A 20,321-nucleotide genomic window follows, 5' to 3' on the forward strand; every position below is an offset into this window, starting at 1 on the left:
GCCATGAGCGAGGAAGAGCTGCGGGCGGCACTGCGCCGCGAACGCTGGGACATCAAGAAGCTGGTGATCCTGCGCACCCTGCAGGAGCGCGGCACGGTCACCGCCACCGCCCAGGCCCTCCTGATGACCCCCTCCGCCGTCTCCCAGCAGCTCACCAACCTCGCCAAGCAGCTCGGCGTCCCGCTCCTGGAGGCACAGGGCCGCCGCGTCCGCCTCACCGACGCCGCCCGCCTCGTCCTGCGCCACGCCGAGGCCGTCTTCGCCCAACTGGAGCGCGCCGACGCCGAACTCGCGCAGTACGTGCACGGGGACGCGGGCGTCGTCCGGGTCGCCGCGTTCTCCACCGCCGTGCCCGCCCTCGTCGTACCCGCCGTACGGGCGCTGCGCGCCGCGCACCCCGGGATCACCGTCCGGGTCCGCGAGGCCGAGGCGGCGCAGGCCTACGAGCTGCTCTCGTCCGGCGACGTCGACCTCGCCCTCTCCCTCGCCGCGCACGCGCCCACCGCCCGCGACCCCAAGTTCACACGCGTGCCGCTGCTCGCCGACCCCCTCGACGTCGCCCTCCCCGTCGGCCACCCCCTGGCTCACGAACCGGGCCTTCGCCTCGCCGACCTCGCCGGCGAACCCTGGATCTTCGGCGGCTCCGGCCCCTGGTCCGAGATCACCACCGCCGCCTGCGAGGCCGCCGGCTTCGTTCCCGAGCAGGCCCACAGCGCCGCCGGCTGGACCGCGATCCTCGCCATGGTCGAGGCCGGGATGGGCGTCGCCCTCGTGCCCCGGATGGCCGCCGCCCGCCGCGACGGCGTCGTGATGTGCCCCCTCGGCGCCGACCGCCCCGTGCGCCACGTCGTGGCCGCCGTGCGCAAGGGGGCCGAGGAATGGGCTACGGTGCGGCGAGTCCTCGGCGCGCTCACCGTCCAGCGCACCGGACCCACCCCCTCCGACTGAACACTCGGGACTGGAACGTTCAGGCGCACCGAACTTTTCAGGTGAGCTGAAAGGCGACCTCGGAAACTTTCGATGGACCTATGTGGTGCCTCGCCGGACAGTGGACGTATGACGACTCACCCCGAGGCCAACGCCGCGACCGACGACCCGCACGCCAACGACGCCAACCCCTACGGTGGCGGCGACCCGTACGCCGACTACCGCACCTTCGGTGACGTCGACGCGTTCGCCGACCTCGTCGACCTGGCGGACCGCCGCCTCGGCGCGGGCGTCATCGCCGCGAACGACGAGTTCTTCGCCATGCGCGAGAACCTCCTCATCCGCGAGCGCGCCGTCTTCGACCCCGAGCACTTCGGGCACAAGGGCAAGGTCATGGACGGCTGGGAGACCCGCCGTCGCCGCGGCACCGCCGAGCAGCCGTTCCCGGCCCCCGAGGACCACGACTGGGCCATCGTCCGGCTCGGTGCCCCCGGCATCATCCGCGGCATCATCGTCGACACCGCCCACTTCCGCGGCAACTACCCGCAGAAGGTCAGCATCCAGGCCACCTCGGTGCCCGGCGCCCCCGGCCCCGACGAGCTCCTCGCCGACGACGTGAAGTGGGAGGAGATCGTCCCGAAGAGCCAGGTCAAGGGCCACGCGGCGAACGCCTTCACCGTCACCTCCGAGCGCCGCTGGACCCACATCCGCGTCTGCCAGCACCCCGACGGCGGCATCGCCCGCCTCCGCGTGCACGGCGAGGTCCTCCCGGACCCCGAGTGGCTCGACGCGCTCGGCACCTTCGACCTCGCGGCCGTGCTCAACGGCGGCGCCTACGAGGACGCCTCCGACAAGTTCTACTCGTCGCCGACGCAGATCATCCTGCCGGGCACCTCGCAGAAGATGGACGACGGCTGGGAGAACCGCCGCCGTCGCGTCGTCGGCACGAACGACTGGGTACGCTTCCGGCTCGCCGCGCAGGGTGCCGTCCGCGCCATCGAGATCGACACCGCGTACCTCAAGGGCAACTCGGCCGGCTGGGTCTCCGTCAGCGGCCGTGACGGCGAGGACGGCGAGTGGTTCGAGATCATCCCGCGCACCAAGCTGCAGCCCGACACCCTGCACCGCTTCCCGCTGGCCGCGGAGGCCGTCGCGACGCACATCCGTCTCGACGCGTTCCCCGACGGCGGTGTGGCCCGCATGCGCGTGCACGGCTCGCTGACCGAGGCGGGGCGCTCCGCGCTGGGTGAGCGCTTCCGTCAGGCCTGAGTCCTGGTGGGCCGGTGACCTGGCCGGGCGGCGCTTCGGGGGGAGCGCCTGCCCGGCCTTCACCGTTCCCGGGTGCGGGTTGAGCGTGGCTGGTCGCGCAGTTCCCCGCGCCCCTGAAATGCAGACCCTTCGGGTCGCATTTCCCCGATCAAGGCGCGGGGCGCCTTTCATCTGGGGAAGGCGCGGCGAAGCCGCATGCCTTCCAGGGGCGCGGGGAACTGCGCGAGAAGCCCCACCGGGCCGGGAGCCGCGATCGAAACGCGCGGCCCCCGGACCGTAGGCGTCAGGCGTCCGCGCTCCGCGCAGCGAGCGCTCGGGACACCCCCGCACGGGACTCCGAGACGAGGCGGCGGAGTGCCGCGTTCGGCCCAGCAGACTCCAGCCAGGAATCCGTAGCCGCAAGCGTCGACTCCGAGACCTGAAGCGCCGGGTACAGCCCAATGGCGATCTGCTGAGCGATCTCGTGGGACCGCGACTCCCACACCTCACCCAGCACCGAGAAGTACCGCTCCGAGAACCCGGCCAGCAGCTCCCGCTGATCGCTCTGCACGAACCCCGCGATCACGGCCTCCTGCACCGCGTTCGGCAACTGGTCCGACTCCACGACGGAGGCCCACGCCGCCTCCTTCGCCTCCAGCGTCGGACGGGCCGCCCGCGCCGTCGCCGCGTGCCGCTCACCCGCAGCCGTCCGGTCCCGCTCGTACTCCGCGGCGATCTCCGCCTCGTCGTAGCGGCCCACCGCCGCGAGCCGCTCCACGAACGCCCAGCGCAGCTCCGTGTCCACGGCCAGACCCTCGACGACCTCCGAGCCGTCGAGCAGCGCCTCGAGCAGGTCGAGCTGCTCCGGCGTACGGGCCGTCGCCGCGAACGCGCGGGCCCACGCCAGCTGGTGGTCGCCGCCCGCCTCGGCCGTCCGCAGGTGCGCGAGCGTCGCCTCCGTCCAGCGGGCCAGCAGCGCGTCCCGGCGGGCCGGGTCCGCGTACAGGTCGATCGCCAGCTTCACCTGCCGGTGCAGCGACTGCACCACACCGATGTCGGACTCCTTGGCGACACCCGAGAGCACCAGGTCCAGGTACGCGCTCGTCGACAGCTCCGCGTCCCGCGTCATGTCCCAGGCCGAGGCCCAGCACAGCGCGCGCGGCAGCGACGCCTCGAAGTCACCGAGGTGCTCCACGACGTACGCCAGCGACTTCTCGTCCAGCCGGACCTTCGCGTACGACAGGTCGTCGTCGTTCAGCAGGATCACGGCCGGGCGGTGCTTGCCGACGACCTCGGCGACCTCGGTCGACTCCGTCGCCGTGACGTCCAGCTCGAAGCGCTCGCCGCGCAGCAGCTTGCCGCTCTCGTCGTCCAGGTCGTAGAAGCCGATCGCGATGCGGTGCGGGCGCAGCGTCGGCTCGCCCTTGGCGCCCTCGGGCAGCGCCGGCGCCTCCTGCCGGACGGCGAACGAGGTGATGACGCCGTGCTCGTCCGTCTCGATCTCCGGCCGCAGCACGTTGATACCGGCCGTCTCCAGCCACGCCTTCGACCAGGCCTTCAGGTCCCGGCCGCTGGTCTCCTCGAGCGCGCCGAGCAGATCGCTCAGCCGCGTGTTCCCGAACGCGTGCCGCTTGAAGTACGCCTGCACGCCCTGGAAGAACTCGTCCATGCCGACGTACGCGACGAGCTGCTTGAGCACCGACGCGCCCTTGGCGTACGTGATGCCGTCGAAGTTGACCAGCACGTCGTCCAGGTCACGGATGTCGGCCATGATCGGGTGCGTGGACGGCAGCTGGTCCTGCCGGTAGGCCCAGGTCTTCATCGAGTTCGCGAACGTCGTCCACGAGTGCGGCCACTGCGAACCCGGCGCGTACGCCTGGCAGGCGGCCTCGGCGAACGTCGCGAACGACTCGTTCAGCCACAGGTCGTTCCACCACTCCATGGTGACCAGGTCGCCGAACCACATGTGCGCCAGCTCGTGCAGGATCGTCGCCGCCCGCACCTCGTACGCGGCGTCGGTCACCTTGGACCGGAACACGTACTGGTCGCGGATGGTCACCGCGCCCGCGTTCTCCATCGCGCCCGCGTTGAACTCCGGCACGAAGAGCTGGTCGTACTTGGCGAACGGGTACGCGTAGTCGAACTTCTCCTGGAACCAGTCGAAGCCCTGTCGCGTCACGTCGAAGATCGCGTCCGAGTCGAGGAACTCGGCCAGCGACGGCCGGCAGTAGATCGCCAGCGGCACCGACTGACCCGTCTCCGCGTTCTCGTACGACGAGTGCACCGCGTGGTACGGGCCCGCGATCAGCGCCGTGATGTACGTGGAGATCCGCGGCGTCGGCTCGAACACCCACAGGTCGTCCTTGGGCTCCGGCGTCGGCGAGTTGGAGATGACGGTCCAGCCCGCCGGCGCCTTCACCGTGAACTGGAACGTCGCCTTCAGGTCCGGCTGCTCGAACGAGGCGAACACGCGCCGCGCGTCCGGCACCTCGAACTGCGTGTACAGATAGGCCTGTTCGTCGACCGGGTCCACGAAGCGGTGCAGGCCCTCGCCCGTGTTCGTGTACGCGCAGTCGGCGACCACCCGCAGCACGTTCGGCCCCGAGGCCAGGTCCGGCAGCGCGATCCGGGAGTCCCGGAACACGGCGGCGGCGTCCAGCGACCGCCCGTTCAGCTCGACCTCGTGCACGGCGTCGGCGATCAGGTCGACGAAGGTCTCGGCACCGGCCTCCGCGCTCGCGAAGCGGACGGTGGTCACCGACCGGAAGGTGCCGCCCTCCTGGGCTCCCGAGAGGTCGAGATCGATCTCGTAGGAGTCAACGGTGAGCAGCTTCGCCCGCTGCTGCGCCTCTTCACGGGTCAGGTTGGTCCCAGGCACGCGGTCATCTCCAATGGCGTTCTACTGGCGGTCTACGCTTGTGACGTTTCGGGTCATCCTTCCACGAGGGGTACGGGAAGGCGATGTCCATTTTCCGCCGGTGAAACCGCGCACCGCGCACCACCGTGGAGGACATGACCAGGTACGACGCACAGCCCATCGCAGCCACCGCGCACAAGGAACTGCGCACCACCGACGACGCGGGCCGCCCCTGCGTGCCCTACACGGCGACCGAAGCCGACGCGGGCTCACCGCTCCGCTGCTGCCTGCGCCCCATCGAGCCCGGCGAGCGCATCGCCCTCGTCTCCTACGCGCCGCTGCGCCGCTGGGCCGCCGCGACCGGAGCACAGCCCGGCGCCTACGACGAACAGGGCCCCGTCTTCCTCCACGCCACCCCGCAGGCCTGCCCCGGCCACGTCCCCGACCCCGACCGCTACCCCTTCGACCGCCCCGGCGCCCTGCGCACCCTGCGCCGCTACGACACCCGCGGCCACATCGCCGGCGGCCGCCTCCTGGAACTCCCCGCCGACGCGACGACCGCCCTCGACGCCGCCCTCGACGAGGCCTTCGCCGACCCCGAGGTGGCCCTCGTCCACGTCAGGGCGGTGGAGTACGGCTGCCTCCACTTCACGGTCGAACGCCCCCGGACCCGCTGACCTCCACGGCCTCCTCCACAGCCTCCGCCACGGCCGAGGCGAACGCCCGCACCCGCGCCGTCCGCGCACCGCGCCGCCACACCACCCCCAGCACGGAGTCCGGCAGCCCCGCCACCGGCACGTGCACCACGTCCCGCCGCCCGTGGTACTCGGCCGTCGGCCGGCACAGCAGCATCGCCCCGCGCCCCGCCGCCACCAGCGTCAGCCCCTCCTGCAAGGTCCGCACGGAGGGACCCGGCACCGCGGTCGGGGCGTGGGCCCGGCGCCAGTACCCGGGCGCCGGCGCGTCCGCCGCGACCAGCGGCACCCGGGCCAGCTCGGCCGCGCTCACCTCGGCGCGGCCGGCGAACGGATCCCGCACCGACACCGCCACGTTCTGCCGCTCCCGCGAGAACGTCGGCCCCAGCACCAGATCCGGCTCCGCCACCGGCAGCAGCACGATCGCCAGATCCACCTCACCGCCACGCACCGCCCCGAACGGATCCGCGAACGGCACCTCCACGATCCGCGTGACACACCCCGGATGCCGCTCCTGGAACAGCGAGATCGCCGCCATCAGCCGGGCGTCGGCCGTCCCCTGGAACCCGATCCGCAGCTCACCCTCCACACCCCGCGCCGCCTCCCGGGCCCGCCCCAGCACCGCGTCCAGCTCCTCGTACGCGGGCCGCAGCTCGGCGAGGAACCGCTCACCGAGCGGCGTCAGCGCCACCCGCCGGCTGGTCCGCTCCACGAGCAGCGCCCCCACCCGCCGCTCCAGCGCGGCCAGCAGCTGACTGACCCGCGACTGCGACACGTAGAGCCGCTCACCGGCCCGTCCGAAGTGCCGCTCCTCGGCGACCGCGAGGAACGCCTCCAACTCCCTGATGTCCAGCACGAGTCCCCCGTAACGGCACGCACGATCGATGAGCCCCGCTCATAGAAGGGTGAGACCTTCGCCGTTGTTCCCGCGCGGTGCCCGGCCGAAGGCTGAACCCATGCACCCGCAGACCACCACCCGACCCCGTCCGGCACGCGCCGCCCACCCGGCCGCCGTCCCCGTCCTCGCCCTCGCCACCTTCACCGTCGTCACCGGCGAGATGCTCCCCGTGGGCCTGCTCAGCCCCCTGGCCGCCGACCTCGGCCGCTCCGAAGGCACCGCCGGACTCGCCGTCACCCTGCCCGGGATCGTCGCCGCGCTCGCCGCCCCGCTCCTGCCCCCGGCGGCCCGCCGCACCGACCGCCGCACCCTCCTCACGGCCCTGCTCGTCCTGCTCGCCGCCGCGAACCTGCTGTCCGCCCTGGCCACGAGCCTGCCCGCGCTCCTCGCCGCCCGCGTCCTCGTCGGCGTCTGCATCGGCGGCGTCTGGGCGGTCGCCGCCGGACTCGCACCCCGGCTCGTCCCCGCCGCCCGCACCGGCCGGGCCACCGCGCTCATCTTCAGCGGCATCGCCGTCGCCTCCGTGGTCGGCGTCCCCGCCGGCACCTATCTCGGCGAACTCACCGGCTGGCGCTGGTCGTTCGCCGCCGTCGGCGCCCTCTCCCTCACCGCCGCGGCCCTGCTGCGCGCCGCCCTGCCCCCACTGCCCGCCGAGACCGCCGTCCGCCCCGCCGCGCTCCTCGCCCTGCTCGGCGCACCCCGTGTCCGCCAGGGCCTGCTCGCCGTCCTGTTCCTGGTCACCGGCCACTTCGCCGCCTACACCTACGTCCGCCCGCTGCTCGCCCGCGTCCCGCACCTCGGCGCCGCGACCGTCAGCGCCCTGCTCCTCGCCTACGGCGTCGCCGGCATCGCCGGGAACTTCCTCGGCGGCGCCCTCGCCGCCCGCCGCCCGCGCCCCACCCTCACCGCGATCGCCGCCGCACTCGCCGCGACCGTCCTGCTCCTGATCCCCGCCGTCGGCTCGCTGACCGCGTCGGCCGCGCTGCTCCTCGCCTGGGGCCTCGCCTACGGCGGCGTGTCCGTCGCCGCGCAGAACTGGCTGGCCGCCGCCGCGCCGGCCGCCCGCGAGGCCGTGTCCGGGCTGTTCGCGGGCGCCTTCAACTGCGCGATCGCCCTCGGCGCCCTCGCGGGCGGCCTGGTCGTGGACGGCCTCGGTGTCACTCCCGTCCTCTGGCTCGCCGGAGCGCTCACGGCCGCCGCGTGCGTGACAGGGGCGGCCACCGAAAGAACCGGCGACCGCCCCTGACGACGGAGGTCGTGCCTACTTGGCGGACAGCTCCTGCGCCACCAGCTCCGCGATCTGCACCGCGTTCAGCGCGGCGCCCTTGCGGAGGTTGTCGTTGGAGATGAACAGCGCCAGACCGTTCTCGACCGTCTCGTCGTTGCGGATACGGCCCACGAACGAGGCGTCCTGGCCGGCGGCCTGCAGCGGCGTGGGGATGTCCGACAGCTCGACACCCTCGGCCGCCGCCAGCAGCTCGGTGGCGCGCTCGACGCTCAGCGGACGGGCGAAACGGGCGTTGACCTGCAGCGAGTGCCCGGAGAAGACGGGGACCCGGACGCACGTGCCGGAGACCTTCAGCTCGGGGATCTCGAGGATCTTGCGGGACTCGTTGCGGAGCTTCTGCTCCTCGTCCGTCTCGTTCAGACCGTCGTCCACGATCGAACCGGCCAGCGGCAGCACGTTGAACGCGATGGGCCGCTTGTAGACGTTCGGCTCCGGGAAGTCCACGGCGCCGCCGTCGTGCGTCAGCTTGTCCGCGTCGGCGACGACCTTCTGCGCCTGCCCGTGCAGCTCGGCCACACCGGCCAGGCCCGAACCGGACACGGCCTGGTACGTCGCGACGACCAGCGCCGCCAGACCGGCCTCGTCGTGCAGCGGACGCAGGACGGGCATGGCGGCCATGGTCGTGCAGTTCGGGTTGGCGATGATGCCCTTGGGGCGGTTCGCGATCGCGTGCGGGTTGACCTCCGACACGACCAGCGGAACCTCGGGGTCCTTGCGCCAGGCGGACGAGTTGTCGATCACGACCGGGCCCTGGGAGGCGACCTTCTCCGCGAGCGCCTTCGACGTGGCACCACCGGCGGAGAACAGCACGATGTCCAGGCCCGTGTAGTCGGCCGTCGACGCGTCCTCGACCGTCACACCGTCCAGCACCGACCCCGCGCTGCGCGCGGAGGCGAACAGCCGCAGCTCCTCGATCGGGAAGGCCCGCTCGACCAGGATCTTGCGCATGACCGTGCCGACCTGACCGGTGGCTCCGACGATTCCGACCTTCACAACAGGTTCCTCCGTACGTGCGTGCGGCCATCCGGCCTGGGGGTACGTCCATGATGCGTCTGTCCAGACCCGACTTGTCCAATCCATTGTCCGGCCCTCGGGACGCTTTGCGACAGGACACAGAATCCGTCGAACCTTTCGGGGGGCTCCGGCGTCGTAGGACACACGAAGCAAGGGGGAGGGGCATTGCTGCGGAGCATGCGCAGACCGGGGCGCGGGCGGGCCGACGACCCGCTGGACGCGGCGGTCGAGGACCGGGTCCGGGCCGTCCTCTCGCTGGGCGGGGTGCCGTACGCGGATCTGCCGGACGGCGTGCAGCAGGTGCGGCTGCGCCTTCTGGAGCGGGCGGCGAAGGGGCAGGAGGCGCCGCGCGACGTGTCGGCGTGGGCCGCGGTCGTCGCCTCCAACCTGGCCATGGACTGGCACCGGGCCCGCCGCCGCCAGGAGCGCCTCGGCGAGCGTCTGGCCTCCCTGCGCCAGGAGAACGCCCGGGACGCGGCCGACACCCGCGTCCTGTCCATGGCGGTCGCGCAGGGCCTGGACCAGCTGCCCGACCAGCAGCGGCAGGTCGTCGTCCTGCGCTTCTACGCGGATCTGCCGGTCCGCGACATCGCGGCGGAGCTCGGGGTGCCCGAGGGCACGGTCAAGAGCCGGCTGCACACGGCGGTCCGGGCGCTGCGGGCCCGGCTGCACGAACAGGAGGTGGTGTGACGTGCCGGACGAGACGCACGAGGACCGGCTCCTGATGCGGGCCCTCGCCGGTGAGCCGCTGCCCGGGGACGATCCGGAGGCCGCCGCGATCGAGGCCGACCTCGGTTTTCTCCGCGATCAGCTGCACGGACTGGGTGACACCCTCGCCGCCCGCGCTGAGCCGGCCCGGAACCCGGCTGCGGCTCCCGCCCGCCGGCGCCGGCCCTTCCGTATCGCGGTCGGCGCCCTGGTCGCCGCCTGCGCGGCCTCGCTCGCGGGCGGCCTGGTGTGGCTGGGCGTGAACGGGGCGGGCACTCCGGCGTTGAGCAGCGCCGACAAGGCCGCGGGAGCCAAGGCGGGGGAGGACGCCAAGCGGACCCCCGAGGGATTCGTGGCCTGCTCGGCCCTCATCGCCGAGGGCACGGTGCTCCGGGTCGATCCCGTGCCGGGCACCCGCCAGGACCGGATCACGCTGCGCGTCACGCGGTACTTCAAGCCGGAGACGGGCGCGCGGACGGTGACGTTCCCGATGGACCGGGACGTGCTGCCGCGCCTGAAGCCGGGCGACCGCCCGCTGATCAGCATTCCCGTGGGGTCCCGGGAGCCGGACAACTGGGCCCTGGGCAAGGACCGCACGCCGCTGCGCACGATGGTCGTCGAGGCGCTTCCCGGAGCGAAGAACCTTCCGTGCGACCACGGCTGAAACAGAAAAGAGGCGGGCGCCGGTCGTGGAGACCGGCGCCCGCCCACCGCGGTCGCTCAGGACTACGGGGTGACCTTCTCGATCTTCACGTTGCCGACGCCCGCGGCGACGCCGCGCTCGTTCAGCAGCTGCACCTGGCCGAAGAACTCACGGCCCTCCGGCGCGGCGGCCGCGGCGGTGACCTGGGCGGTGACGTCCGTGGACGCACCGTTGGCCAGCGACACGGTCTTGGACTCGTCGACCTTCACCGTGCCGAGGGACGGCGAGTAGAAGACGTCGACGTAGTCGTACGCGGTCGAACCGGACGGCACCGAGTAGCCGGCGACCTCCACCGTGTACGTACCGGCGGCCGGCTTGTCGATGCTGACGGACTCCTCGGAGTCGCCGTCGGCGGACGAGGCGACCGGCTTGCCGTCCTTGAGGACCGTCAGGTCGAGGTCGGCGGCCTGGTCGGAGACGTTGCCGATGCTGACGTCGAGCCGCTCGGCGCCCTCGGGCACCTCGACGGTCGTGGTCTGCGTGGCACCGTTCGCGATGCTGGGCCGCGTGGACTTCGAGGAGCCGAGCGGGCCGCCCTGCAGCTTGCCGCCGTCGATCGCGGCGAAGTTGTTCGTCACCTTCCACGACACGTCGGCCGGGGTACCGACCTTCGCCTCGGGGAGCGTCTGCACGGCCGGGTCGAACGCGGCACCGAGCGTCTCGACGTCCAGCGTGTACGGGTTGTCGAGCAGCGGCGACGTACGGCGCGACTCGACCTCGATCTCCCAGACACCGGCCTGCGGGTCCGCGTAGGAACGCAGGTCCGGGCGGCAGGTGTTGGCCGGGTTCTCGTAGTTCGGGTAGCAGCTCGGCGTGGAGGTCTCGTCGACCGGGACCCCGTACGGGTGGATGGAGATGAACCGGGTCTGGCTCTTCTCCTTCAGGCCGCTCATCCGCACCTGGAGCGACTTGGCGCCCTCGGGGACGGTGACGAAGTACGAGGTGGTGCTGTTGCGCTGCACCGAGCCCTTCGCCTGGAACGTGTACGAGGGCTTGGCCAGCGGCGACGAGACGACGACGGTGGCGAGGACCTGCTGGTCGACGCCCTCGGTCTTCGGGTCGTCGACGCGCAGGATCGCGCTGCGCAGACCGGCGGACTCCGGGGTGGCCTGGACCTTGACGGTGACCGGCTTGTTCAGCGGCAGCCAGACGCGGGTGGGCCCGGCGATCCGGAAGGTGTCACCGGAGTTGTTGCCCAGGGACAGCTGGTGCAGCACGGGCTTCGAGGAGCCGGAGGTACGGGTGACGGTGACCTCGTAGGTCTTCCGCTCGCCGGCCTTCAGGCCGCCCTCGCGGTCGTAGAGACCGGTGCCGAAACCGGGCGTCTTCAGCGCGTAGTCGATGGCGGTGTCGACCGGGGCCTTGACCGTGTACGTGTGCGCGGTGGCGCCGTCACGGATCGAGTCCCAGGCGTCGACCACGTCGATCAGACCCGAGCCCTCGGCGTAGGCCTGCTCACCCTTGATGTGGTGGGCGGTCGACGTCAGGGCGGTGCGCAGCTTCGCAGGGGTGAGGTCGATCTTCTTCTGCTTGGCGGCGGAGATCAGCAGCGCGGAGGCACCGGCGGCCTGCGGGGAGGCCATCGAGGTGCCCTGGAGCATCGAGTAGCCGGCCGGCAGCGCGTAGCCCGCCTCGGCGACCGGGGAGCCCGGCAGCCAGGTCTGGGTGGTGTTGATGGAGGCACCCGGCGCGGTGATGGACGGGGCGAAGCCACCGTCCTCACGCGGGCCGCGCGAGGAGAAGGGCATCATCGCGTACGGCTTCTCGACGACGGAGCCGTAGTTGGAGGCCCAGGTCTCCTTGGAGATGGAGGCGCCGACCGACAGCACCTTGTCGGCGAGCCCGGGGTCACCGATGGTGTTGGCACCGGGACCGGAGTTGCCGGCCGAGATGACGAGCTGGACGCCGTACTGGTCGATCAGGCGCGTGTACAGCTCGGCCCGGGCGTTGTTGCCGTCGTTCAGGGCCGGCAGCCCGCCGATGGACATGTTGACGATGTCGACACCACGCTTGGTGACGAGGTCGATCATGCCTTCGGTCAGGGCGACGTTGGTGCAGCCACCGCTCCAGGAGCAGGCACGCGAGGAGACGAGCTTGGCGCCGGGCGCGGCACCGTTCATCTGCTTGTTGCCGAACAGGGAGTTGGCGGCGGTGATGCCGGCGACGTGCGTGCCGTGCTCGGACTCGATGACGCCGATGTTGACGAAGTCGACCTTCTTGCCGACCCAGTCACCGCCGTACGGGTCCATCGGCACGTTCTTGCGCACCTCGACCACGAACGGCTGCCGCTCCACGACATCCGTCTTGGGGTCGTCGGTCCCGAAGTACCCCACCTGGTAGCCGTCCTTGTACGGCTTCATGGCGGTGTCGTCGGTGAAGTCACCGTTGTCGTTGACGTCCACGGTGACGGTGCCCTTGGCGGCGTCGTAGAGAACGCCCCAGACGTCGGTCGTGTCGCCGTCACGGTTCGCGTCACCCTTGGCGTCGCCGCCCGCGGTGTCGCTCTCCTTGAAGGTGCTGAACCCGAAGGTGCCCGAAGGCGCCTTGTACGTACGGCCGTTGGCCGTGAACGTGGGCCCGGCGACGGAGGTGACCATCGGCCGCCAGGTCTTGTCGCCGTCCACGATCGGGTCGGTCGCCGTGACCCAGTCGACGATCTTGCGCTCGCCGGTGGTGGTCTTCTGCAGGGCGGGGTGCCCGAGGTCGACGCCGGAGTCGAGGATGCCGATGGTGACCCCGCGCCCGTCGGCCTTCGGGTTCTTCGCGACGAAGTCGACGGCCCCGGTCTCGAACGAGGGGTTGTACGGGTTCTGCGCGGGGGTGTCGGCGCCCGGCCCGGCATCGGAACCGGCGGCGGCCCGCTCCCCCTTGACCGAGTCGGCGGCCGGGGTCGGGTCGTCGAGCGCGATCTCCTGCCGGAGATCGATGCCGTGCACCGAGTCGAGCTTCTCGGCGGCCTTGATGGCCGCCTCGGCGCGCCCCGTGGGCAGGGTGGCCCGTACATAGCCGAGCTTGTCGTAAGTGCGGCCGACGGAGCCGCCCTTGACGGAGTCCAGCTGCTCGGCCACGGCCTCGGTCCTGCCGGGCGCGGTGGCGACCATGACGGTCACGTTCTTCTTGCCGTCGGCCTGGGCGTCGGCGAGAAGTTCCGCGTCCTGGGCGCCGAGCTTGTCGCTCGAGGCCTTGACGGCGGGGTCGGCGGCCGGTGAATCGGCGGCGAGGGCCACGGGTATCGGCCCGGCCGCGGTGAGCGCGGCCACGAGGCCGGCGGCGGCCGCGAGCCGGGCCGCGCGTCTCGCACCGGATATCGGCGCGTGCTGGGGATCGGAGGTCATCAGCATCCCAAGGTGAGATCGAAAGGGATCCGGATTTCGGTGCCGGATGACCGCTCAGCTTTACGTAAGTGACCACACTTTGGGGAGACTTGCCCGAGGCGGGTTCAGGCCGTGGCGTAGACCCGCCATACGCCACAGGCGGCAAACCGGCACCAAGGGGACCACCGGCCACGCGACCCGTGCGGTCCCGTACCCACCTCGCCCCGGTCGGAACCGGCGGCCGGCCGCCGAGGCGCTCCGGGCGGCAACCCTCCACTCTCCGCGCACCCGGTGCACACACGGCATCGACCCTTTAGCGTCAGGGGATGCATAAAGAGCTGCGGGTGGCGGCCTACGCCGTGTGCGTGCGCGACGGCAGGATGCTCCTGGCCCGCTGGGTCGCAGGCGACGGCACCAAGCGCTGGACGCTGCCCGGCGGCGGGATGGACCACGGCGAGGACCCGTACGACACGGTGATCCGCGAGGTCGAGGAGGAGACGGGGTACGCGTTCACCCCCGGCACCCTCATCGGCGTGCACTCGGTGCTGCGCCGCTACCCCCGCAAGCTCGGCAAGGTCGCCGACTTCCACGGCCTCCGCCTGGTCTACGAGGGCGAGATCACGGGCGGCACGCTGCGTCACGAGGAGAACGGCTCGACGGACATGGCGGCCTGGCACGACCTCGACGAGGTGTCACAGCTGCCCCGGGTCGAGCTGGTGGACGTGGGCCTCGAACTCTGGCGCAACCGCCCCCCGACGGGCCACGTCCTTCCCCGCAAGGTGAACACGGAGTGACGGCGACAAAGCCGCGCCCCGGCCCCGCCCCCAACACCGCGAGCCCCCTGATCCACGTACGCCGATAGGCGACACGCGTTGCGTCGCCGTTCACGCGCAGGCCACCCCCGGTGCCAAGCATCCAAGACGGAACTTGTCGCCGCGTCCGCACCAGGGGAGACCGCGCCATGCCGCGCACACGCTCTGTCACGCAAGCCGTACGACTGGACCGCCGCACCCTACTGACCGCAACCGGCGCAGCCACCCTCACCGCGGGCCTCGGCTACGCGCTGGGCGCTCCCGGCGAAGCGGCAGCGGGCCCGACGAACCCGCCCGCCGCCACCAGGACCCGCACGACCGAAGGCCGCCCGGCCAGGGCCCCGTACACGCGGGGCACGACCCTGGCCGAGACCGCGACCCCGCACACGGCCCCCGCCTCCCACGCGTACCGCCATCTGACCTCGGGCCCCGGCTGGCCGAGGGTCACCCGCGACGACCTGACGGCCCCGCACCGCAACAGGGAGACCCGCCGCACGGCACTCGCCGCGTTCGTCCAGTTCACGGACATGCACATCGTGGACGTGCAGAACCCGCTGCGCTACGAGTACCTGCGCGGCGCGACGTCCAGCGCCTGGCGCCCCCAGGAGGCACTGTCGGTCGCGGGCGCGATCTCGCTCGTGGAGCGGGTGAACAGCCTCCCGGGCGGCCCGGTGACGGCGTCGCCCCTGCACTGCGTGATGACGACGGGCGACAACACGGACAACAACGCCCGCTGCGAACTCGACTGGTTCCTGAAGACGATGAGCGGCGGCGGCATCACGCCGAACACGGGAGACCCGGCCCACTACGAAGGGGTGCAGAACAGCGGCCTGAAGCTGTACTGGCACCCGGACTCCAAGTTCCCCGACAACGACAAACAGTCCCATGCCTTCCCGCGCGTCCAAGGCTTCCTGGAGGCGGCGATCCGCCCCCTCAGCAGCCCCGGCCTGAACATCCCGTGGTACTCGACGGTCGGCAACCACGACGCGCTGCCCGGCGGCTGCTACGCCCCCGCCGACCCGTTCTTCACGGAGTTCGCCGTGGGCGACCGCAAGCTGATGGAGCTCCCCACGGCGGACGGCGAGGCGATCTGGGACAACGTGGAGCGCGGCGGAGACCTGAAGGGCGCCGCGTTCAAGGAACTGCTCACGTCCCGCTCCCGCCAGATGCGCAAGGTCACCCCGGACGAGTCCCGCGCCCCCTTCACCCCGGCCGAGTACGTGGCCGCGCACCTGGACCCGGCCTACCGCGGCCCGGGCCCGGTGGGCCACGGCTACACCCAGGCCAACCTGCACGAGGGCACGCAGTACTACGCGTTCGAGATCGCGCCCGGCGTACGAGGCGTCAGCCTGGACACCACGGACCCCGGCGGCCACTACGAGGGCTCGATCGGCGCGGCGCAACTCGCCTGGCTGAAGGACCAGCTGAACAAGGCGGCGGCCGACCACACCCACGTGATCGTCTTCTCGCACCACACCAGCAAGTCGATGCGCAACCTCAACCCGGACCCGCAGCGCCCGCGCGAGAAGCGCCACGGCGGGGCCGAGCTCACCGCGCTCCTGGCCGCCCACCGCCCGGTCCTGGCCTGGGTGAACGGCCACAGTCACAAGAACAAGATCACCCCGCACCCGGGCTCGGACGGTGCCCCCGGCTTCTGGGAGATCTCGACGGCTTCGCACGTGGACTTCCCGCAACTGGCCCGGGTCATCGAGATCGCGGACAACCACGACGGCACCCTGTCCCTGTTCACGACGCTCATCGAGTCGGCGGCGCCGTACAAGGCAACCCCCACGCACCTCACGGCGACGAACCTGGCGTCGCTCTACCGGGAGCTGTCCTTCAACGCGCCGGGCGCCCGCACGACGCTGGCCGGCAAGCCGAAGGACCGCAACACCGAACTGGTCCTGCGCAAAAGCTGACGCAGAGCCTGCCTGACGGACAGCCTGCCTGACGCCGGAGCCGACCCGCGGGCTGATTCAGCGGGGCAGGACGACGACATAGGCCGCCGGATCCCGGTCCCCGGCGGCCATGAGGGCGGTCCGCACCACGGCGGCCTGCTGCTCCATGGACTCGCGGAGCTTGCGCGGGGTGAGGTGCACGACGGTGATCCCGAGCCGCTCCAGGTGCTCCCGCTTGCGGGCGTACTCGATCCAGACGGAGTCCTCCTCCTGCCGGGGCGCCCGCGCGTCGAGTTCCAGGGCGACGGACTGGTCGGGCCAGAAGGCGTCGACCCCGCCCAGGTGCGGCCCGCCGGGCAGCCGCAGGTCCACGTTCCACAACGGCGCGGGCAGATCGTGCTCGCGCACCATGGCGTAGAGCCGGTCCTCGGCGATGGCGCGCCCCTCCGCGAGCAAGGAGTCGACGGCGTCGACGACATGGGGCCGGGTGAGCAGCCGCGCCTGCGTCAACTCGCGCACCACGACGGCGGGTTCACAGAACTGCCCCCGCACCGCCTCCGTCAGCAGCCGTCGCACGGCCCCCGCGTCGCCGAGCTGTGCGACGGCGTCGGCGAGCGCCCGGGCGACGGGAGCGACAGGGACCCCCTGCAGAACGACCGGAGCCGGCAGCACGGCGGCCCGCACGATCCGCGCGAGATCGGTGGACCGCAACCGCCGCGTCCGCGGCACCAGCACGTCGACGTGATCGACGGAGTTCAGCGGGGGAGCGGCGGCGAACCCGTGCAGGGCGAGCGCGGCGAGCCCGGTGACCAGGGCGTCGGGGGACGCCTCGGCGGGACCCTGCTGCACGGGCACGGCACCGGCGCCCCCGCCGCCGCGCCGGGCGGGGCGCCCCGCGTACAGAAGCGCGGCCCGCACCCGCTCCTCACCGGTCGGCGGGCCGGGGTGCAGCAGGAAGACGCCGGGCAGCAGCTGCCGCCAGGGCCCACCGGGCCGGCACTGTTCCTGCGCGGCGGCGGCGCCGACCCCGTGGGCCTTGAGCTGGGCGCCGCTCATGACGCGCAGGTGGAGACGGTCGAGCTCACGCAGAGGGCGGGGGAACAGCGGGGCGGGGGAGTTGTGGTTCATGACCAGGCCCTTCCCGGCCGGGCCGCACCCGCTAACCGCTGTTACCGTCCCGTCGACAAAGCCGGACAAGCTCGCCCTAAAGTCGAACGGCCGCCTGGCCGAAAGGGCCAGGCGGCACAGCGGGTTACGGCCTGTCATACCCGCATTCAGTAACACCGGATGCCAGGGCGCCCCGAAGGGCGCCCCCGCGCACCCGGATCCGTCACGAGGAGGCGGCCCCGGCGTCACAGGCCTGCCCGCGCAGCGCCCGGGCCAGATCGTCCCGGGCCTCCAGCACGAGCCGGCGCAGCGCGGGAGCCGCGTCCTCGCGCGCGGTCAGCCACGCGTCGGTCGCCGCGAGCGTCGCGTCGGAGTCCTGCAGCGTCGGGAACAGGCCCCGCACGACGTCCATGCCGATCTGGATGGACCGCTCGTCCCAGACCCGCTCGATGACCGCGAAGTACTTCTCGGCGTACGGAGCGGTCAACTCCCGCTGGGACGGCTGCTGGAACCCGGCGATGGTGGCCTCCACCAGCGCGTTGCTCAGCGCGTCCGACTCCACGACCTGCGCCCAGGCCTGCGCCTTGACGGCCGCCGAGGGGCGCGCGGCGAGGCAGCGCACCTGGTGCCGCTTGCCGGATGCGGTGTCGTCGCGGGCCAGCTCGTCCGCGAGGACGGCCTCGTCGGCGACCCCGTACGTGGCGAGGGTCTCCAGGAACGCCCAGCGCATCTCCTGGTCGACCTCGAGCCCGTCGATCTTCGCGCTGCCCTCCAGCAGCCCCTGGAGGAGCTGGAGTTCGGCCTCGCCCGAGGCGACGGAAGCGAAGAAGCGGGCCCAGGTCAGCTGGTGCTGGCTGCCCGGCTCGGCGAGCCGCAGCTCCTTGACCGCGCCCTCGGCGAGCAGCCGCCCGCCCTCCGCGCGCCAGGCCGGCGCCGCGTAGTGGGTGAGCGCCGAGCGGGCCCACGCGTGCAGCATCTGCAGGACGCCGATGTCGGACTCCCGCCCGGCGTACCGCAGCACGAGACCGATGAAGTCGCGGGCCGGCATCAGCGCGTCCCGCGTCAGGTTCCACAGCGCGGACCAGCACAGGGCGCGGGCCAGCGGGTCGCTGATGTCGCCGAGCTGCTCGCGCAGCGTGGCCAGCGAGTTCTCGTCGAAGCGGATCTTGCAGTACGTGAGGTCGTCGTCGTTGACGAGGACGAGCTCCGGCGCCTCGGCCCCGGCCAGCTCCGTCACCACGGTGCGCGGCCCGTCGACGTCTACCTCGGCGCGCGCGTAGCGCTCCAGGGCGCCCTCGACGGTGCGCCGGTAGAGGCCGACGGCCACCCGGTGCGGCCGCAGCTCCGGGTGGGAGGCGGCGGCCTCCTGGACCACGGCGAGCTCGGTGATCCGGCCGTCGCCGCTCAGCGTGACCTGCGGGGTCAGCGAATTGACCCCGGCGGTCTGCAGCCAGGCCCGCGACCAGGACGTCATGTCACGCCCGCTGGTCTCCTCGAGGACCGACAGCAGGTCGCCGAGCTGCGTGTTCCCGTACGCGTGCCGCTTGAAGTACCGGCGCGCGCCCTCGAGGAAGGCGTCCCGCCCGGCGTACGCGACGAGCTGCTTCAGCACCGAGGCGCCCTTGGCGTACGTGATGCCGTCGAAGTTGAGCTTGGCGTCCTCCAGGTCACGGATGTCGGCCGTGATCGGGTGCGTGGAGGGCAGCTGGTCGGCGCGGTAGGCCCAGGACTTGCGGTTGTTGGCGAAGGTGATCCAGCCGTTCTTGAACCGGGTCGCCTCGACCATGGAGAACGAGCCCATGAAGTCGGCGAAGGACTCCTTCAGCCACAGGTCGTCCCACCACTGCATGGTGACGAGGTCGCCGAACCACATGTGGGCCATCTCGTGCAGGATCACGTTGGCCCGGCGCTCGTACGAGGCCTGGGTGACCTTGCCGCGGAAGATGAACTCCTCGCGGAAGGTGACCATGCCCGGGTTCTCCATGGCGCCGAGGTTGTACTCGGGCACGAAGGCCTGGTCGTACTTGCCGAAGGGGTACGGGTAGTCGAAGTTCTCGTGGAAGAAGTCGAGGCCCTGCTTCGTCACCAGGAACACGTCGTCGGCGTCGAAGTACGGGGCGAGGCCCTTGCGGCACATGGCGCCGAGCGGGATCTCGAGGTCGCCGCGCGTGTAGGTGTCCGTCACGTAGTGGTACGGGCCGGCGACGATCGCGGTGATGTACGTGGAGATCGGCTTCGTCTCGGCGAACCGCCAGACGCCGTCCTTGAGTTCACCGACCCCGTTCGACCAGACCGTCCAGCCTTCGGGCGCCTGCGCGCTGAACCGGTACGGGGCCTTCAGGTCGGGCTGCTCGAAGTTGGCGAAGACGCGGCGGGAGTCGGCCGGCTCGTACTGCGTGTAGAGGTAGACCTCGCCGTCCTCGGGGTCGACGAAGCGGTGCATGCCCTCGCCGGTGCGGGAGTAGGCGCACTGGGCGTCGACGACCAGCTCGTTCTCCTCCGCCAGGTTCTCCAGCCGGATCCGGCTGCCGTCGAACACGGCGGCCGGGTCGAGGTCCTCCCCGTTGAGGGAGACAGCCGTCACGGACGGGGCGATCAGGTCGACGAAGGTGCTCGCGCCGGGCTCGTTCGCCCGGAACCGGATCGTGGTCACGGAACGGAAGGTGCGCGGTCCCTCGCCCGGGGCCTCACCGACGGCGGACCGCAGGTCGAGGGCCACCTCGTACCCGTCGACCGACAGCAGACCCGCCCGCTCGCGGGCCTCGTCGCGGGACAGATTCTCACCGGGCACGGGCGGCACTCCTTTGTGACGTTGTTGGGTCCTTGTGGGACCGTTCGAACGCCTATGATCC

14 protein-coding genes are annotated in these 20,321 nt (G+C 72.0%); 8 read left to right on the plus strand and 6 right to left on the minus strand.

All coding sequences use genetic code 11. From position 1 onward, the window contains the following. The first annotated feature begins 3 nt into the window (after nucleotides 1-3). Together IAG42_RS23410 and alc are read left to right on the plus strand one after the other, a co-directional pair. A complete protein-coding gene (locus tag IAG42_RS23410; RefSeq protein WP_188338918.1) occupies nucleotides 4-948 on the plus strand; it encodes a LysR family transcriptional regulator in 945 nt (314 codons plus the stop codon). Between the two features lie 108 nt (nucleotides 949-1,056). Further along, nucleotides 1,057-2,196, plus strand: a complete 1,140-nt coding sequence (gene alc, locus IAG42_RS23415; RefSeq protein ID WP_188338919.1) for an allantoicase — start codon at nucleotides 1,057-1,059, stop codon at nucleotides 2,194-2,196. A gap of 283 nt (nucleotides 2,197-2,479) precedes the next feature. Here the strand turns inward: alc and pepN (IAG42_RS23420) are convergent, their stop codons facing one another. Continuing rightward, nucleotides 2,480-5,053, minus strand: a complete 2,574-nt coding sequence (gene pepN, locus IAG42_RS23420) for an aminopeptidase N (RefSeq protein WP_188338920.1) — start codon at nucleotides 5,051-5,053, stop codon at nucleotides 2,480-2,482. Between the two features lie 134 nt (nucleotides 5,054-5,187). On the opposite strand from pepN (IAG42_RS23420), the gene IAG42_RS23425 reads away from it, so the two are divergent. Next, entirely contained in the window at nucleotides 5,188-5,709 is a 522-nt protein-coding gene (locus IAG42_RS23425) for a DUF1203 domain-containing protein (RefSeq protein WP_188338921.1), read from the plus strand. On the opposite strand, the gene IAG42_RS23430 is transcribed toward IAG42_RS23425, so the two are convergent. Continuing rightward, nucleotides 5,681-6,583 carry a LysR family transcriptional regulator gene (locus IAG42_RS23430; protein ID WP_223206138.1) on the minus strand — a complete coding sequence of 301 codons (903 nt, stop codon included), beginning with the start codon at nucleotides 6,581-6,583 and terminating at the stop codon, nucleotides 5,681-5,683. The two genes, IAG42_RS23425 and IAG42_RS23430, sit on opposite strands and share 29 nt — an antisense overlap. Nucleotides 6,584-6,683: 100 nt before the next feature. Between IAG42_RS23430 and IAG42_RS23435 the strand changes: the two genes are divergently transcribed. Next, nucleotides 6,684-7,871, plus strand: coding sequence for an MFS transporter (locus tag IAG42_RS23435; RefSeq protein WP_188338922.1), 1,188 nt, complete (start codon nucleotides 6,684-6,686; stop codon nucleotides 7,869-7,871). A gap of 15 nt (nucleotides 7,872-7,886) precedes the next feature. Here IAG42_RS23435 and IAG42_RS23440 read toward each other — a convergent pair whose 3' ends face one another. After that, nucleotides 7,887-8,906, minus strand: coding sequence for an aspartate-semialdehyde dehydrogenase (locus IAG42_RS23440; RefSeq protein ID WP_188338923.1), 1,020 nt, complete (start codon nucleotides 8,904-8,906; stop codon nucleotides 7,887-7,889). A gap of 198 nt (nucleotides 8,907-9,104) precedes the next feature. Here IAG42_RS23440 and IAG42_RS23445 point away from each other — a divergent pair, with 198 nt between their 5' ends. Both IAG42_RS23445 and IAG42_RS23450 read left to right on the plus strand, forming a co-directional pair. Next, nucleotides 9,105-9,617 carry a sigma-70 family RNA polymerase sigma factor gene (locus IAG42_RS23445; RefSeq protein ID WP_188338924.1) on the plus strand — a complete coding sequence of 171 codons (513 nt, stop codon included), beginning with the start codon at nucleotides 9,105-9,107 and terminating at the stop codon, nucleotides 9,615-9,617. Between the two features lies 1 nt (nucleotide 9,618). After that, nucleotides 9,619-10,299 (plus strand): hypothetical protein, encoded by a 681-nt coding sequence (locus IAG42_RS23450; protein WP_188338925.1) that lies wholly within the window; start codon nucleotides 9,619-9,621, stop codon nucleotides 10,297-10,299. Nucleotides 10,300-10,361: 62 nt separating this feature from the next. Here the strand turns inward: IAG42_RS23450 and IAG42_RS23455 are convergent, their stop codons facing one another. After that, on the minus strand, nucleotides 10,362-13,673 hold the full coding sequence (locus tag IAG42_RS23455; RefSeq protein WP_188338926.1) for a S8 family serine peptidase: 3,312 nt from the start codon (nucleotides 13,671-13,673) through the stop codon (nucleotides 10,362-10,364). Nucleotides 13,674-13,978: 305 nt separating this feature from the next. Between IAG42_RS23455 and IAG42_RS23460 the strand changes: the two genes are divergently transcribed. Together IAG42_RS23460 and IAG42_RS23465 are read left to right on the plus strand one after the other, a co-directional pair. Then, nucleotides 13,979-14,446, plus strand: coding sequence for an NUDIX hydrolase (locus IAG42_RS23460; protein WP_188338927.1), 468 nt, complete (start codon nucleotides 13,979-13,981; stop codon nucleotides 14,444-14,446). Between the two features lie 167 nt (nucleotides 14,447-14,613). Beyond that, nucleotides 14,614-16,383 (plus strand): TIGR03767 family metallophosphoesterase, encoded by a 1,770-nt coding sequence (locus IAG42_RS23465; RefSeq protein ID WP_188338928.1) that lies wholly within the window; start codon nucleotides 14,614-14,616, stop codon nucleotides 16,381-16,383. 57 nt (nucleotides 16,384-16,440) lie between these two features. Here IAG42_RS23465 and IAG42_RS23470 read toward each other — a convergent pair whose 3' ends face one another. Further along, nucleotides 16,441-17,490 carry a hypothetical protein gene (locus tag IAG42_RS23470; RefSeq protein WP_188338929.1) on the minus strand — a complete coding sequence of 350 codons (1,050 nt, stop codon included), beginning with the start codon at nucleotides 17,488-17,490 and terminating at the stop codon, nucleotides 16,441-16,443. Between the two features lie 202 nt (nucleotides 17,491-17,692). Next, on the minus strand, nucleotides 17,693-20,260 hold the full coding sequence (gene pepN, locus IAG42_RS23475) for an aminopeptidase N (protein WP_188338930.1): 2,568 nt from the start codon (nucleotides 20,258-20,260) through the stop codon (nucleotides 17,693-17,695). Nucleotides 20,261-20,321: the final 61 nt, after the last annotated feature.

This window comes from Streptomyces xanthii, from assembly GCF_014621695.1.
Taxonomy (GTDB): Bacteria; Actinomycetota; Actinomycetes; order Streptomycetales; family Streptomycetaceae; genus Streptomyces; species Streptomyces xanthii.